The organism is Burkholderia sp. MS389 (assembly GCF_016899425.1).
Classification (GTDB): Bacteria; Pseudomonadota; Gammaproteobacteria; order Burkholderiales; family Burkholderiaceae; genus Burkholderia; species Burkholderia sola.
The window spans coordinates 260,709-273,948 of the sequence record NZ_CP045996.1 but is presented as its reverse complement, the minus strand read 5'-3'; the positions used below and the strand labels follow the sequence as shown (position 1 = coordinate 273,948).

General features: G+C 68.4%; 10 protein-coding genes. 5 read left to right on the top strand and 5 right to left on the bottom strand.

Annotated features, from left to right (window positions below):
• Positions 1–59 precede the first annotated feature (59 nt).
• Positions 60–3,104, bottom strand: coding sequence for an FAD-binding and (Fe-S)-binding domain-containing protein (locus tag GJG85_RS30815; protein WP_204384710.1), 3,045 nt, complete (start codon positions 3,102–3,104; stop codon positions 60–62).
• 153 nt (positions 3,105–3,257) lie between these two features.
• On the opposite strand from GJG85_RS30815, the gene GJG85_RS30810 reads away from it, so the two are divergent.
• On the top strand, positions 3,258–4,148 hold the full coding sequence (locus GJG85_RS30810) for a LysR substrate-binding domain-containing protein (RefSeq protein ID WP_050015638.1): 891 nt from the start codon (positions 3,258–3,260) through the stop codon (positions 4,146–4,148).
• Between the two features lie 21 nt (positions 4,149–4,169).
• Here GJG85_RS30810 and GJG85_RS30805 read toward each other — a convergent pair whose 3' ends face one another.
• On the bottom strand, positions 4,170–5,018 hold the full coding sequence (locus GJG85_RS30805) for a LysR substrate-binding domain-containing protein (RefSeq protein ID WP_050015640.1): 849 nt from the start codon (positions 5,016–5,018) through the stop codon (positions 4,170–4,172).
• Between the two features lie 111 nt (positions 5,019–5,129).
• Between GJG85_RS30805 and GJG85_RS30800 the strand changes: the two genes are divergently transcribed.
• Entirely contained in the window at positions 5,130–5,777 is a 648-nt protein-coding gene (locus GJG85_RS30800) for a LysE family translocator (RefSeq protein ID WP_050015704.1), read from the top strand.
• Between the two features lie 59 nt (positions 5,778–5,836).
• Here GJG85_RS30800 and sfnG read toward each other — a convergent pair whose 3' ends face one another.
• Positions 5,837–6,940, bottom strand: coding sequence for a dimethylsulfone monooxygenase SfnG (gene sfnG, locus GJG85_RS30795; protein WP_050015642.1), 1,104 nt, complete (start codon positions 6,938–6,940; stop codon positions 5,837–5,839).
• 37 nt (positions 6,941–6,977) lie between these two features.
• Positions 6,978–7,538, bottom strand: coding sequence for an FMN reductase (gene msuE, locus GJG85_RS30790; protein WP_089490148.1), 561 nt, complete (start codon positions 7,536–7,538; stop codon positions 6,978–6,980).
• Between the two features lie 453 nt (positions 7,539–7,991).
• Between msuE and GJG85_RS30785 the strand changes: the two genes are divergently transcribed.
• Both GJG85_RS30785 and dhaL read left to right on the top strand, forming a co-directional pair.
• A complete protein-coding gene (locus tag GJG85_RS30785; RefSeq protein WP_089490150.1) occupies positions 7,992–9,119 on the top strand; it encodes a sigma 54-interacting transcriptional regulator in 1,128 nt (375 codons plus the stop codon).
• 248 nt (positions 9,120–9,367) lie between these two features.
• Entirely contained in the window at positions 9,368–11,068 is a 1,701-nt protein-coding gene (gene dhaL, locus GJG85_RS30780) for a dihydroxyacetone kinase subunit DhaL (RefSeq protein WP_050015646.1), read from the top strand.
• 19 nt (positions 11,069–11,087) lie between these two features.
• Here dhaL and GJG85_RS30775 read toward each other — a convergent pair whose 3' ends face one another.
• Positions 11,088–11,375, bottom strand: a complete 288-nt coding sequence (locus GJG85_RS30775) for a DUF1330 domain-containing protein (protein ID WP_050015648.1) — start codon at positions 11,373–11,375, stop codon at positions 11,088–11,090.
• 263 nt (positions 11,376–11,638) lie between these two features.
• Between GJG85_RS30775 and GJG85_RS30770 the strand changes: the two genes are divergently transcribed.
• Positions 11,639–13,021 carry an MFS transporter gene (locus GJG85_RS30770; protein ID WP_089490151.1) on the top strand — a complete coding sequence of 461 codons (1,383 nt, stop codon included), beginning with the start codon at positions 11,639–11,641 and terminating at the stop codon, positions 13,019–13,021.
• Positions 13,022–13,240 lie beyond the last annotated feature (219 nt).

Sequence of the window (13,240 nt, the reverse complement as noted above, 5' to 3'; positions counted from 1 at the left end):
GCCGCTCGACACGCGATCGACGCCCCGTTACCGGCCGTGCGTCCCGCACCGCCCCGTCGTCACCCCACCGCCCGCACGTGATCGAGCAGCGCCTGCAACGGATGGCGCAGTTGCTTCGACGACAGGCGCTTCACCTGGCTGCGACACGAATACCCGGTCGCCAGCGCCTCGCCTTCCTGCTCCATCCCGTCGACGTGCGCGGCCCACGACTGCGCATAGATCGTCTTCGACGTCGCGAGATTGCGCGCCTCGTGTCCGTACGTGCCCGACATCCCGCAGCACCCGGCCGCCTGAACCTGCAAGCGCAGCCCGCGACGCGCGAACACCTGCGTCCATTGCTTGCCGCTGTCCGGCGCATTGGTTTTCTCGGTGCAGTGCGGCAGCAACCGATATGAAACCGTCGGCCCGCCCGCACCGGCTTCGGGCAGCGCATCCAGCAGCCATTCCTGCGGCAGCGCGACCTTCGGCACGTCGGCGAGGCCCGTCACCTTCAGATATTCCTGCCGATACGTGAGCGTCATCGCCGGATCGAGGCCGACCAGCGCGACACCCGAGCGCGCCAGCGCCGCAAGTTGCGTCGCGTTGCGGATCGCGGCCTGTTCGAATGCCCGAAGAAAGCCCTGCACGTGCAGCGCCTTGCCGTTCGGCGCGAGCGGCGCGAGCCACACCTGAAAGCCCAGGCGCGCCGCCAGCTCGATCAGCGTCGCCAGTTGCTCGGTATCGAAATAGCGCGTGAACGTGTCCTGTACGATGACGACGCTGCACGCGCGCTGCGCATCGCTCAGCGCGGCCAGCGCGTGCGGATCGGCCGGCTTCACGTTCCATGCGCGGATCACGGCTGCGAGATCGAAGCGGCTCAGCAGCGGGCTGTCGACCATGCCGACGTGGCGCTCGAGCAGCGTCCGCACCCAGCCGGCGCCCATCAGCCCGTTGTACAGCGCGGGCACGCGCGCCATCCACGGCATCGTGAATTCGAGCGAACCGATCAGGTAGTCGCGCAACGGCCGCAGATAACGCTGGTGATACAGCTCGAGAAAGCGCGAGCGGAACTCGGGCACGTTCACCTTGACCGGGCACTGCCCGGCGCACGACTTGCATGCGAGGCAGCCGGCCATCGCGTCGTACACCTCGTGCGAGAAATCGGCGTCGCCATGACGCGCGTGGCGGCTGTTGCGCCAGCGCTCGGCCAGCCCGCGCAGCCACGGCTGACGTTTGCGCCCCGCCGCGACGACGTCGACGCCGGCCTGTCCTTGCAGACGCAACCATTCGCGCATCAGCGACGCGCGCCCCTTCGGCGACTGCACGCGTTCGCGCGTCGCCTTCCACGACGGGCACATCGCGTCGTCCGGATCGAAGTTGTAGCACGCGCCGTTGCCGTTGCAATGCATCGCGGTGCCGTAGCTCTGCCACACGCGCTCGTCGATCTGCCGGTCGTGGTCGCCGCGCGTCGGCACCTCGTCGATCTTCAGCAGCCGCAGCGTCGAATCCGGCGGCGTCGCGATCTTGCCCGGGTTGAACTGGTTGTGCGGATCGAACGCGGCCTTCAGTTGCTGCAGCGACGGATACAGCTCGCCGAAAAACGCCGGCGCATATTCGGAACGCACGCCCTTGCCATGCTCGCCCCATAAAAGGCCACCATGGCGCTGCGTGAGTTCGGCCACCGCGTCCGACACCGGCCGCACCAGCGCCGCCTGCTTCGGGTCCTTCATGTCGAGCGCCGGACGCACGTGCAGCACGCCCGCGTCGACGTGGCCGAACATCCCGTACTGCAGCCCGTGGCCGTCGAGCAGCGCGCGGAATTCGCCGATGTACGCGGCGAGGTTCTCGGGCGGCACCGCGGTGTCCTCGACGAACGGCTGCGGACGCGCCTCGCCCTGCACGTTGCCGAGTAGCCCGACCGCACGCTTGCGCATCGCATACACGCGCTTGACTGCATCGTCGCCGGTCGCGAGCGTATGGCCGAGACGCTCGACGCTCGTATCGGTGCGCAAATGCTCGACGAACGCGCGCACGCGTGCATCGACGTCTTGTTCGTCGCCGCTGAATTCGATCAGGTTGATGCCGAGCGTCGGACGCGCGTCGTCCTGCGGGAAATACTCGGCCACGCTGCTCCACACGAAGTCCTTCATCGCGAGCATCAGCACCTTCGAGTCGACCGTCTCGATCGACAGCGGCTTGAGTTCGAGCAGCGCGCGTGCGTCGCGCAGCGCGTCCATGAAGCCCGCGTAACGCACGTTGACCAGCACCGAGAACTTCGGGATCGGCAGCACGTTGAGCTTCGCCTCGACGACGAAGCCGAGCGAGCCTTCCGCGCCGCACAGCACGCTGTTCAGGTTGAAGCGGCCGTCCGCTTCGCGCAGGTGCGCGAGGTCATAGCCGGTCAGGCAGCGGTTGAGCTTCGGAAATTTCGCGTCGATCAGCGCGGCCTTGTCGTCGCTGATGCGCCGCGCGGTGCGATACACCTTGCCGACGCGGTCCTGCCGCGCGCAGCGGCGTTCCAGTTCCTCATCGTCGAGCGCGTCGCTGTGCAGCCGCTCGCCGCCCATCAGCACGACATCGAGTTCGAGCACGTGGTCGCGCGTCTTGCCGTACGTGCAGCTGCCCTGTCCGCTCGCGTCGGTGTTGATCATCCCGCCGACGGTCGCGCGGTTCGACGTCGACAGCTCCGGCGCGAAGAAGAGCCCGTGCGGCTTCAGCGCGGCATTCAGCTGATCCTTGACGACACCGGCCTGCACGCGCACCCACCGCTCTTCGGCGTTGATTTCGAGGATCCGGTTCATGTTGCGCGACAGATCGACGACGATGCCGTCGGTCAGCGACTGCCCGTTGGTGCCGGTGCCGCCGCCGCGCGCGGCCACCGCGACGTCACGATGCGCGGGCTCGGCCAGCAGCCGGGCCAGCAGTTGGACATCTTCCGCATGCGCGGGGCAGACCACTGCCTGCGGCAGGCGCTGGTAGATCGAGTTGTCGGTGGCCTGCACGGTCCGGTTCGCGTGGTCCGCATGGATTTCGCCGGCGAAGCCGGCCGCCTGCAGCGCGGCGAGAAAATCGCGGTAAACGTTCGCGGACGGGCTGACGGGACGGGGCAACGGGGCGATCGACATGGGGCAAAAGCGCAATGTAGGTGGAGCCAGCCGGTTCGCGCACGCCAAAACATGATTTTTTGGCAAGTTTCCGCACAACCGGGAATTCCAGTATCTTTGGATATTCCGCCAGAAACAAACGAATTCTCGCCCCGCGAAACTTGCATAAAACTCATGAATTACCGTCGCCTCACCCCGTCGATGTCGCTGCTGCTCGTATTCGAGGCCGCCGCGCGGCATGAAAGCTACACGCGCGCGGCCGACGAGCTGTCGCTGAGCCAGAGCGCGATCAGCCGGCAAGTGCAGACGCTCGAGGATCAACTCGGCGTGCCGCTGTTCCGGCGCGAGGGCCGCTCGGTCAAGCTGACCGAAGTCGGCCGCCGCTACTTCGCCGAGCTGAGCGGCGCGCTCGGGCGCATTCGCGGCGCGACGCTGCAGGCGATGTCGCATCAGGCGGGCGCCGGCTCGCTGCGGCTGGCCACGCTGCCGACCTTCGGCTCGAAATGGCTGCTGCCGCACCTGCACGGCTTCTACGCCGCGCATCCGGGCGTGACCGTGCACCTGCATTCACGGATCGGCGCGATCGATTTCCTCAACGACGATCTCGATGCGGCGATCACCGTCGGCGCGGGCGACTGGCCGGGCCTGCACGCGCACCGGCTGTACAACGAGTTCCTGGTCGCGATCGCGCCGCCCGACACGGGCCGCGGCCGCCAGGCCGACGCGCGCACGCCGGCCTGGGCCGCGAAGCAGACGCTGCTGGGCGTGACGAGCAATCAGCAGGCCTGGGCCGAGTGGTTCTCGCACTATCGGCTCGATCATCGCCAGATGCGCGTCGGCCCGAGCTTCGAGCTGACGTCGCACCTGATCCAGGCCGTGCGCGCGGGAATGGGGATCGGGCTGGTGCCGAAGGTGCTCGTGGAGGACGAATTGAGCCGCGGCGAGCTCGTGTCGATCGGCGACGCGATTACCAGCCAGCGCAGCTATTACCTCGTCTACCCGCCGGGCAACGACACGCTGCCGTCGCTGGTCGCCTTCCGGGAATGGCTGCTGGCGTCGTGCTGACGCGCTGCCAGTAGGCGGACCTCAGGCGCGCCATTCACCGAGAATCTGCTCGGCGAGGTAGTCGCACGGCGGCCGCGCGGACTGCGCGCTGCGTGCAAGCACGACCTCGAGTTCGCCGAGCGACGGCAGCCCGTGGCTCTCCGACAGCTGCAACAGGTGATCGGGCACGCAGCAGCGCGCGAGCGGCGCGATCGCGAGGCCGGCCTCGACCATGCTGAGCAGCCCGAGAAAGCTCGGGCTTTCATACGACATCCGGAACGGAATCTTCCGCCGGTTCAGCGCCTTGATCGCATGATCGCGCGCCATGCTGCCGTGCGAGAACAGCGCGACCGGCAGCGGCCGCTCTTCCCATACGTTCCGTTTCGCCGATCCCGTCCAGACGATCGGCTCGAGCCGGATCAGCTCGCCGGACACGCCCTTGACGCGGGTCAGGCATGCGAGGTCGACCGTGTTGTCCTTCAGCATCGGCACGAGCGCGCTGCTCGGCTGGCCGATCACGCGCACCTCCACGCGCGGATGCATCGCGGCGAACTTGCCGAGCACCTGCGGCAGCAGCGACGAGATGTAATCGTCGGGCACGCCGATCGTCACGCGGCCGCGGATCTCCGGACGCACGACCGACGCCCATGCCTCGTCGCGCATCGCGAGCATCCGGCGGCCGTAGTCGGCCAGCATCCTGCCGTCGTCGGTCGCCGTCACGTTGCGCGTGTCGCGAATGAACAGCGGCTTGCCGAGCGCGTCCTCCAGCGTCTTGATCTGCATGCTCACCGCCGACGGCGACCGGTGCACGACTTGCGCGCCCTGCGCGAACGATCCGGATTCCGCAACGGCCACCACCATCGCGAGCACATCGAGGTCGAGCTTCTTCATGTCGATTCAGAAAAACTGATCAATCGATTCAGTTTATCCCGTTTTACTGTTCGCTTCCAGCGCCGGACAATGAACTCCGTCAGCACTCATTCGATGCAGGAAGCGGAAAACATGCACACGTCCGGATCGCTCTACGGGTTTCTCGTCATCGGCGGCATGCTCGCGGTCACGCCGGGGCCGAACATGGTCTACGTGATGTCGCGCTCGATCGCGCAAGGGCGGGCGGCCGGGCTGGTGTCGCTCGCCGGCGTGATGCTCGGTTACCTGTTCTACATGTTCGCCGCGGCGTTCGGCATCACGACGCTGTTCATGAGCGTGCCCTACGCGGGCAGCGTGCTGGGCGCGGTCGGCGCGACCTATCTGCTGTACCTTGCGTGGCAGGCGGTGCGGCCGGGCGGCCGCTCGCCGTTCGAAGTGAAGACGCTGCCGAACGAGCAGCCGCTGCGGCTGCTCGCGATGGGCGCGACGACCAGCGTGCTGAACCCGAAGCTCGCGATGCTGTTCGTGTCGCTGCTGCCGCAGTTCATCGACTACGGGCAAGGCAGCGTGTTCGGCCAGTCGCTGTTTCTCGGCTCGCTGCTGATCGCCGCGTTCGCGTCGGCCAATGGGATGGTCGCGATCTGCTCGGGCAGCCTCGCGAAGTTCCTGCATGGCCGCCCGACGCTGCTGCTCGCGCAGCGCTGGGCGATGGGCGCGGTGCTCGGCGGCCTCGGCGTGGAGATGATGATCGACGCGTCGAAGTTGGCGGGAATCGCGTAAGCGTCGTGCCGCCGCGCGCGTCCGCACGATCGCGGGCCACGCGCCGGCGGCGGGCGGCGTCACGCAGCGATGGCCTGCCGCTGTGCCTCGAGTTCGCGCACGAGCGGCAACACGCGCTTGCCGAAGTACTCGACTTCCTCGATGAAATGCAGGAACCCGGCCAGCACGAGATCGACGCCGATCGCCTTCAGCGCGACGATCCGCTCGGCGATCTGCTGCGGCGTGCCGATCAGGTTCGTGCGGAAGCCGTCGTTGTACTGCACGAGATCCTCGAACGTCGATTTCGCCCAGTTGCCCTCGCCTTCGGGCGACGCCTTGCCGGCCTGCTTCACCGCATCGCCGAACGCGTGCACGGCCTCGACGTGCGCGTGCCGGATGATGTCGTCGAGCACGGCCTTCGCCTCTTCCTCGGTGTCGCGCGCGATCACGAATGCATTGACGCCGATCCGCACGCGATGGTCGTTCGCGGCCGCCTTCGCGCGAATGTCGTCGATCTGCGCTTTCAGGTTCTCCGGCGTATTGCCGTTCGTGAAATACCAGTCCGACACGCTCGCCGCGTTGTCGCGCGCCGCGCGCGAGCTGCCACCCTGGAAGATTTCCGGATGCGGCTTCTGCACCGGCTTCGGGCTCAGCGTGTAATCGTTGAAGCGGTAGAAGTCGCCCTTGAACGTGAAATTGTCCTGCGTCCAGATGCCCTTCAGCGCCTGGATGAATTCCTTCGAACGTCGATAGCGTTCGTCGTGCTCGAGCCACGGCTCGCCGATCGCGGTGAATTCGCCCTTGAACCAGCCGCTCACGACGTTGATCGCGATGCGCCCGTTCGAGATGTGGTCGATCGTCGCGAGCTGCTTCGCGACCACGGCCGGATGCCACGGCCCCGGCAGGATCGCGGCGAGCACCTTGAGCTTCGTCGTCGCATGCAGCAGCGCCTGGCTGAACGACACCGACTCGTGCTGGTATTCGGCGCCGTAGCCGGCCGTGAAGCGGATCTGGCTCAGCGCGTAGTCGAAGCCGGCCGCCTCGGCCGTGCGTGCAAGCTTCTGGTTGTATTCGAGGCTCCAGTCGGTGCGCTGCTCGATCGTGCTGACGACGAGGCCGCCGCTGACGTTCGGCACCCAGTATGCGAATTTGACGCCGTCGGCGGAAGGGTCGGGAAGGCTCATGAAGGTGTCCTGGTCGAAGGGGGAACGAAAAAGCGGCTTACGCAGCCGCGGCGGAAAGCGCGTGCGGGCGCAGTTGCGGCGCCGCGCGCGCCACGGCGAGCGCGATGCGCTCGCGCAACGCCGGGTTCGCGATCTGGTACCGATCGAAATCGCTTTCGGACGCGTACACGCCGATCGGCAGCGTGCGCGCCTGGAAGAAGCTGAACAGCGGGCGCAGCTGATGGTCGATCACGAGCGCATGACGCTCGCTGCCGCCGGTGGCCGCGAGCAGCACGGGCACGTCGATGAGCGCGTCGTGGCGCACGAGGTCGAACAGGTGCTTGAAGAGGCCCGTGTACGACGCGCGATACACCGGGCTCGCGACGACGAGCGCGTCCGCCGTCTCGATCGCGCGGATCAGCGCATCGAGATCGGCCGGCACCTGCGCGCGCGTGAGCGCGCCGGCCAGCCGGCTGCCGATCTCGCCGAGTTCGATCAGCCGCGTCTCGATCGGCAGCGCGGCGCCGAGCGCCGCGACGATCGCGTCGGTCAGCGCCAAGGTGCGCGACGGCCGCTGCAGGCTGCCCGATATCGCGACGACGTTCAGGGTGTGGCTCATGCAATGCGTTCCCGTGGTGAAGCCGCGTGCCGTGCGGCGATACCGGTTCGGGTCAGCAAGGAGCGTGCCATCGGTTCGGGTGCGTGACGGAAAGGTCATCTGGATCCCGAAATTTTTCGCCATCGCCCAGCAGAAATGGCGCTCGGCCTCATGCGCGACAGTGACAAGCGTTCCCGTTCGTGCGTCACATCGATATTCCGTCACGCGATGAACACCATGCAGCGGGCCTGCTGATGCGCTGCTGATCAGGCAGCAGCGCATCGCACGCGATAGCACCGAATTCGACGACAAGGCGTCACGACACCGCCGCTCGTCCGCGCCATTGCGGGTTCCGCAGCAATCGCGCTTTGGTTATCAGAAATCGATGCTTTTCGCGCGCGGCGAAACGTTCAACACTCTGCTGACCACGCAGCAGCCGGCCCGCATTGCCCGGCCATCCAACGGTTCATCGCCATGACTTCCATTTCCGCATCGCCGCGCCCGCTCAATCTTCGTGTCGTCAACGCTTCCCGCGACCCGGCCGCGCTTCAGGCCGCGGCGCCCGTGCTCACGCAGCCCGAACGTTACGCGCCGTCACGCGCGCACGCGCAGGTGTTCGCCGATCCGCGCTCGCTCGCGCTGCTCGAACAGGTTCGCCGCGTCGCGCCGAGCGACGCGAACGTGCTGATCGTCGGCGAGACCGGCACCGGCAAGGAATTGATCGCACGCCGCGTGCACGATCTCGGCGCCCGGCGCGAGGGGCCGTTCGTCGCGGTGAACTGCGGCGCCTTCTCCGAAACGCTCGTCGACAGCGAGCTGTTCGGTCACGAGAAAGGCGCGTTTACCGGCGCATTCAGCGCGAAGCCCGGCTGGTTCGAAGCCGCGCACGGCGGCACGCTGTTCCTCGACGAAATCGGCGACCTGCCGCTCGCGATGCAGGTCAAGCTGCTGCGCGTGCTGCAGGAACGCGAGGTCGTGCGGCTCGGGTCACGCACGGGCATTCCGGTCGACGTGCGCGTGGTCGCGGCGACCAACGTCGACTTGCAGCAAGCGGTCGCGGCCGGGCAATTTCGTGGCGACCTGTTCTACCGGCTCAACGTCGTGCAGCTCGCGGTGCCGCCGCTGCGAGACCGGCCGGGCGACATCCTGCCGCTCGCGCGCCACTTCTTCGACATGTACCGTGATCGGCTCGGCGGCGGGCCGCGCCGCATCGATCCGCGTGCCGAGCGCCGGCTCGAGGCCCACGGCTGGCCCGGCAATATCCGCGAACTGGAAAACGTGATCCATCACGCGCTGCTCGTAAGCCGTCACGATGCGCTGCAGGACACCGACCTGCAGATCGCGACGCCGTGCCTGCCGGCCGTTGCCGCGCCTGTGGCCGAGTCGTCCGCCGATGCACAGGCGGCGCTCGAACACGCGCTGCGCGACCTGTTCGACGACGGGCACGGCAATCTCTTCGAACGCATCGAGGACACCGTGATGCGCGTCGCGTTCGAATTCAGCCATCGCAACCAGATCCGCGCCGCGCAGTTGCTCGGCATCAGTCGTAACGTGCTGCGTGCGCGGCTGATTCGCGCGAAGGCGATCGCCGCGCTGAAATAGCGGCATCCGGCGCGCGCCCCGACGCCGTGGCGCCATGACGCCATCGCGCCGCGATCCGTGTCGCAACATCCGAACCTGATGTATCGTGGCGCGAAGCGTACGCTTCGTTGCCCGCGCCGCATTCGGTCGCCGTTATGCGGCCGCCCGTGACCGGCAACAGGCCACGCACGATCCTCCGCAACACGAAAGCCGTCCGGCGCCCCGTGCGTGTCCGGCCGAGCCCCGTTCACCCGTCCGGAACCGTCGCCATGAAAAAGCTTGTGAACCGCCCGTCCGACGTCGTGCGAGAAATGCTGGAAGGCATCGCGCGGCAATCGCCGCATCTCGCGATCCTCGGCGACGAGCACGTGCTCGTGCGCCAGCCGCTGGCCGAGCCGTCGCAGCGGCCGGTCGCGATCCTGTCAGGCGGCGGCAGCGGCCACGAGCCCGCGCACGGCGGCTATGTCGGCGAAGGGATGCTGAGCGCGGCCGTGTGCGGCGAAGTGTTCACGTCGCCGTCGACCGACGCCGTGCTCGCCGCGATCCGCGCGAGCGCCGGCCCGAACGGCGCGCTGCTGATCGTGAAGAACTACACCGGCGACCGGCTCAATTTCGGGCTCGCCGCCGAGCTCGCGCGTGCGGAAGGCATTCCGGTCGAAACCGTCATCGTCGCCGACGACGTATCGCTGCGCGGCCGCGTCGAACGCGGCCAGCGACGCGGGATCGCCGGCACCGTGCTGATCCACAAGCTAGCGGGCGCCGCCGCCGCGCGCGGGCTGCCGCTTGCCCGCGTCGCGAGCATCGCGCGCGACGCGGCGGCCGAGCTCGGCACGATGGGCGTCGCGCTCGACGGCTGCACGATCCCGGGCGCCGACAAGTCGGGCTTCAGCCTCGCCGATCACGAAATCGAGCTGGGCCTCGGCATCCATGGCGAGAAAGGCGTCGAGCGTCGCGCGCCGTTACCGGCCGACGCGCTGGCCGACACGCTGCTGTCGAGCATCGTCGCCGATCTCGTGCTCGAGCGCGACGAGCGCGTCGCGCTGTTCGTCAACGGCCTCGGCGCGACGCCGGACATGGAACTCGCGATCGTGCTGCGCGCCGCATTCGACAACCTGACCCGGCGCGGCATCGTCGTCGCGCGCGCGTGGGCCGGCACGTTCCTGTCCGCGCTGAACATGCCGGGCTGCTCGATCTCGGTGCTGCGGCTGAACGACGAGCGCGCGGCGCTGCTCGACGCGCCGACGCAGGCGCGCGCATGGCCGGGCGGCGGCCTCGTGAACACGCAGATTCGCGTGGCCGCGGCCGCGTCGCAGGACGCGCCGCCGCCGCCGCTCGATGCAGCCGGCCGCGCATGGGCCGCGCGCCTGCAACCGGCGCTGCGCGCGGTCGCGCAAACGCTGATCGATCACGAGCAGACGTTGACGGATCTCGATGCGGCAGCCGGCGACGGCGATCTCGGCGCGAGCATGCGCCGCGCCGCGCAGGCGATCCTCGAACTGCCCGACACCGCGTACGGTACGCCGTCGGGTGCATTGGCAGCGCTCGGCGCCGCGTTGCGCCGCGCGATCGCCGGCAGCTCCGGGCCGTTCTATGCGACCGCGCTGCTGCGCGCGTCGCGCCGGCTGGCCGATATCGCCGAGCCGTCGCCGCGCGACTGGGCTGCGGCGTTCCGCGCGGCGGTGGATTCGATCGGCGAACTCGGCGGCGCGCAGGCCGGCGACCGGACGATGCTCGATGCGCTGGCGCCGGCCGTCGACGCATTCGGCCGCGCGCTCGACAGCGATCGCGATCCCGCGAGCGCATGGACGGCGGCCGTCGACGCGGCCGAGCGAGGCGCGGAGAAAACGACGCGCATGACGCCGCGCGCGGGACGGGCCAGCTATCTCGGCGAGCGTGCGATCGGCACGCCGGATGGCGGTGCGGTGGCCGTCGCGTACTGGCTGCGCGCGCTGCTGCCGCACGTGCGGTAACGGGCGCGCGCGGCCGCGTTCAGACGCCTTCGACCAGCACCGCGCGATAGCGCGCGCCGTTGAAGCGGTGCTGGACGACCGCCTGGTATTCGGGGCCGTGATACCACGCGTGCGCGGCCTCCTTCGACGGGAACTCGACGATCACGACGCCTTCCGGGCCTTCACCCTCGAGGATTTCCTGCGGCCCATAGGCGGCGAGCACCTTCACCGGATGGCCGGCAAGGGTCGCGCCGACCTGGCTCGAGTAGAGGTCGAGCTCCTGCTGGTTCTGCGTGCTTTCCCGTGTAAAGACGATGTAGGTCGCCACGATATGCGCTCCTGATCAAGGGTGAAAAAAGGGACGCCACGCGCGGCACAGTCCGAGAAATCCCGCGTGGCAGCGCGCAGCTTACCGCCGTTCGCCGACCGGCGCCGCGCCGAGCCGGCCACGGCCTCCGCGGGCCGCCCGCCACGGCGCGGGAAAACCCCGATCTCCACATCGTCCTATGACATCGGGCAGCGCTAATTGGCGGGATTACTTTGATCCTCGTCGGCGCCCGCCCGGGCGCACGCTGATAGCGAGGACCCCTCATGCGATACGTGCCATCGTGGACTTCCGTTTCCGCCGCCGCGTCCGTTCCGGACGAGACGGCTTCCCGCGGCGACGAGCCGCATAGCCTGCCGCGGGTCGCGATCACGGCCGCCGCGCTCGGTAACGCGACCGAATGGTTCGATTACGGCATTTACGCGTACGGCCTCGCGTATATTTCCGCCGCGCTGTTTCCCGGCAACACGGCCAGCGCGACGCTGTTCGCGCTCGGCACGTTCGCGATCTCGTTCCTGATCCGCCCGCTCGGCAGCCTGTTCTGGGGCCCGCTCGGCGACCGGCTCGGCCGCAAGCGCGTGCTCGCGCTGACGGTGCTGACGATGTCGGGCGCCACCTTGCTCGTCGGCGTGCTGCCGAGCTATGCGACGGCCGGCTGGCTCGCGCCGGCCGCACTGATCGTGCTGCGCATGGTGCAGGGCTTCTCGACCGGCGGCGAATACGGCGGCGCAGCCACCTTCATCGCCGAATACGCGCCCGATTCGCGGCGCGGCCTGTGCGGCAGCTTCCTCGAATTCGCGACGCTCGCCGGCTTCTCGCTCGGTGCGTTCCTGATGCTCGGCTTCGCGCTGCTGCTCGGCGATTCGGCGATGCATGCGTGGGGCTGGCGCCTGCCGTTCCTGGTCGCCGCGCCGCTCGGCCTGATCGGCTTCTACCTGCGCTCGCGCCTCGAGGAAACGCCGGTGTTCCGCGAGCTCGAGGAACAGGCGCACCGCCGCGAGAAAAGCGTCGCCGCCGCGCTGCCGATCCGGCTGCTGCTGGTGCGCTATGCGAAGCCGCTGCTGCTGCTCGGCGGGCTCGTCGTCGCATTGAACGTCGTCAACTACGTGCTGCTCGCGTACATGCCGACCTACATGCACAAGGAACTCGGCGTCAGCGAGAACATGTCGCTGCTGATTCCGTTGATCGGCATGCTCGCGATGATGGTGCTGCTGCCGTTCGCCGGCTGGCTGTCGGATCGCGTCGGTCGCAAGACGATGTGGTGGTTCTCGCTGGTCGGGCTGTTCGTCGCGGCCGTGCCGATGTTCACGCTGATGACGCACGGTCCGCTCGGCGCCTTCATCGGCTTCGCGGTGCTCGGCGTGCTCTACGTGCCGCAGCTCGCCACCATTTCCGCGATGTTCCCGGCGATGTTCCCGACCCACGTCCGGTATGCGGGCATGGCGATCGCGTACAACGTGTCGACGTCGTTGTTCGGCGGCACCGCGCCGATCGTCAACGACTGGCTGATCGGCAAGACCGGCAACGCGCTGATTCCCGCGTACTACATGATGGCCGCCTGTGCGGTCGGGCTGATCGCGCTGCTGGCGGTGATCGAGACGCGCGGGTGTTCGCTGCGCGGCGACACCCTCCCCGGCCAGCCGGGCTGACCCGCGCCCCGGCGGCGCCCGGCTTCCCATAAACGGCATCCATTGCATCGCCCGCCGTCCGGCAACGGATGGCGGGCGATGTGCATTTCGGGCGGCTGAAGCCGCCGCCGGATTGTTGTCGTCCGGACAACACGATGTGCGCACCTGCGGCGCTGTCGGCATGTATCGGCCGTCACTACAATCGCTCACACGCTCACCCTCAACCGGAATCCGGGCGAA

What these genes read in the sequence shown, in the direction of transcription:
- GJG85_RS30815 (WP_204384710.1), bottom strand. Translation starts at nt 3,104, where the DNA reads ATGTCGATCGCCCCGTTGCCCCGTCCCGTCAGCCCGTCCGCGAACGTT.
- GJG85_RS30810 (WP_050015638.1), top strand. Translation starts at nt 3,258, where the DNA reads ATGAATTACCGTCGCCTCACCCCGTCGATGTCGCTGCTGCTCGTATTC.
- GJG85_RS30805 (WP_050015640.1), bottom strand. Translation starts at nt 5,018, where the DNA reads ATGAAGAAGCTCGACCTCGATGTGCTCGCGATGGTGGTGGCCGTTGCG.
- GJG85_RS30800 (WP_050015704.1), top strand. Translation starts at nt 5,130, where the DNA reads ATGCACACGTCCGGATCGCTCTACGGGTTTCTCGTCATCGGCGGCATG.
- sfnG (WP_050015642.1), bottom strand. Translation starts at nt 6,940, where the DNA reads ATGAGCCTTCCCGACCCTTCCGCCGACGGCGTCAAATTCGCATACTGG.
- msuE (WP_089490148.1), bottom strand. Translation starts at nt 7,538, where the DNA reads ATGAGCCACACCCTGAACGTCGTCGCGATATCGGGCAGCCTGCAGCGG.
- GJG85_RS30785 (WP_089490150.1), top strand. Translation starts at nt 7,992, where the DNA reads ATGACTTCCATTTCCGCATCGCCGCGCCCGCTCAATCTTCGTGTCGTC.
- dhaL (WP_050015646.1), top strand. Translation starts at nt 9,368, where the DNA reads ATGAAAAAGCTTGTGAACCGCCCGTCCGACGTCGTGCGAGAAATGCTG.
- GJG85_RS30770 (WP_089490151.1), top strand. Translation starts at nt 11,639, where the DNA reads ATGCGATACGTGCCATCGTGGACTTCCGTTTCCGCCGCCGCGTCCGTT.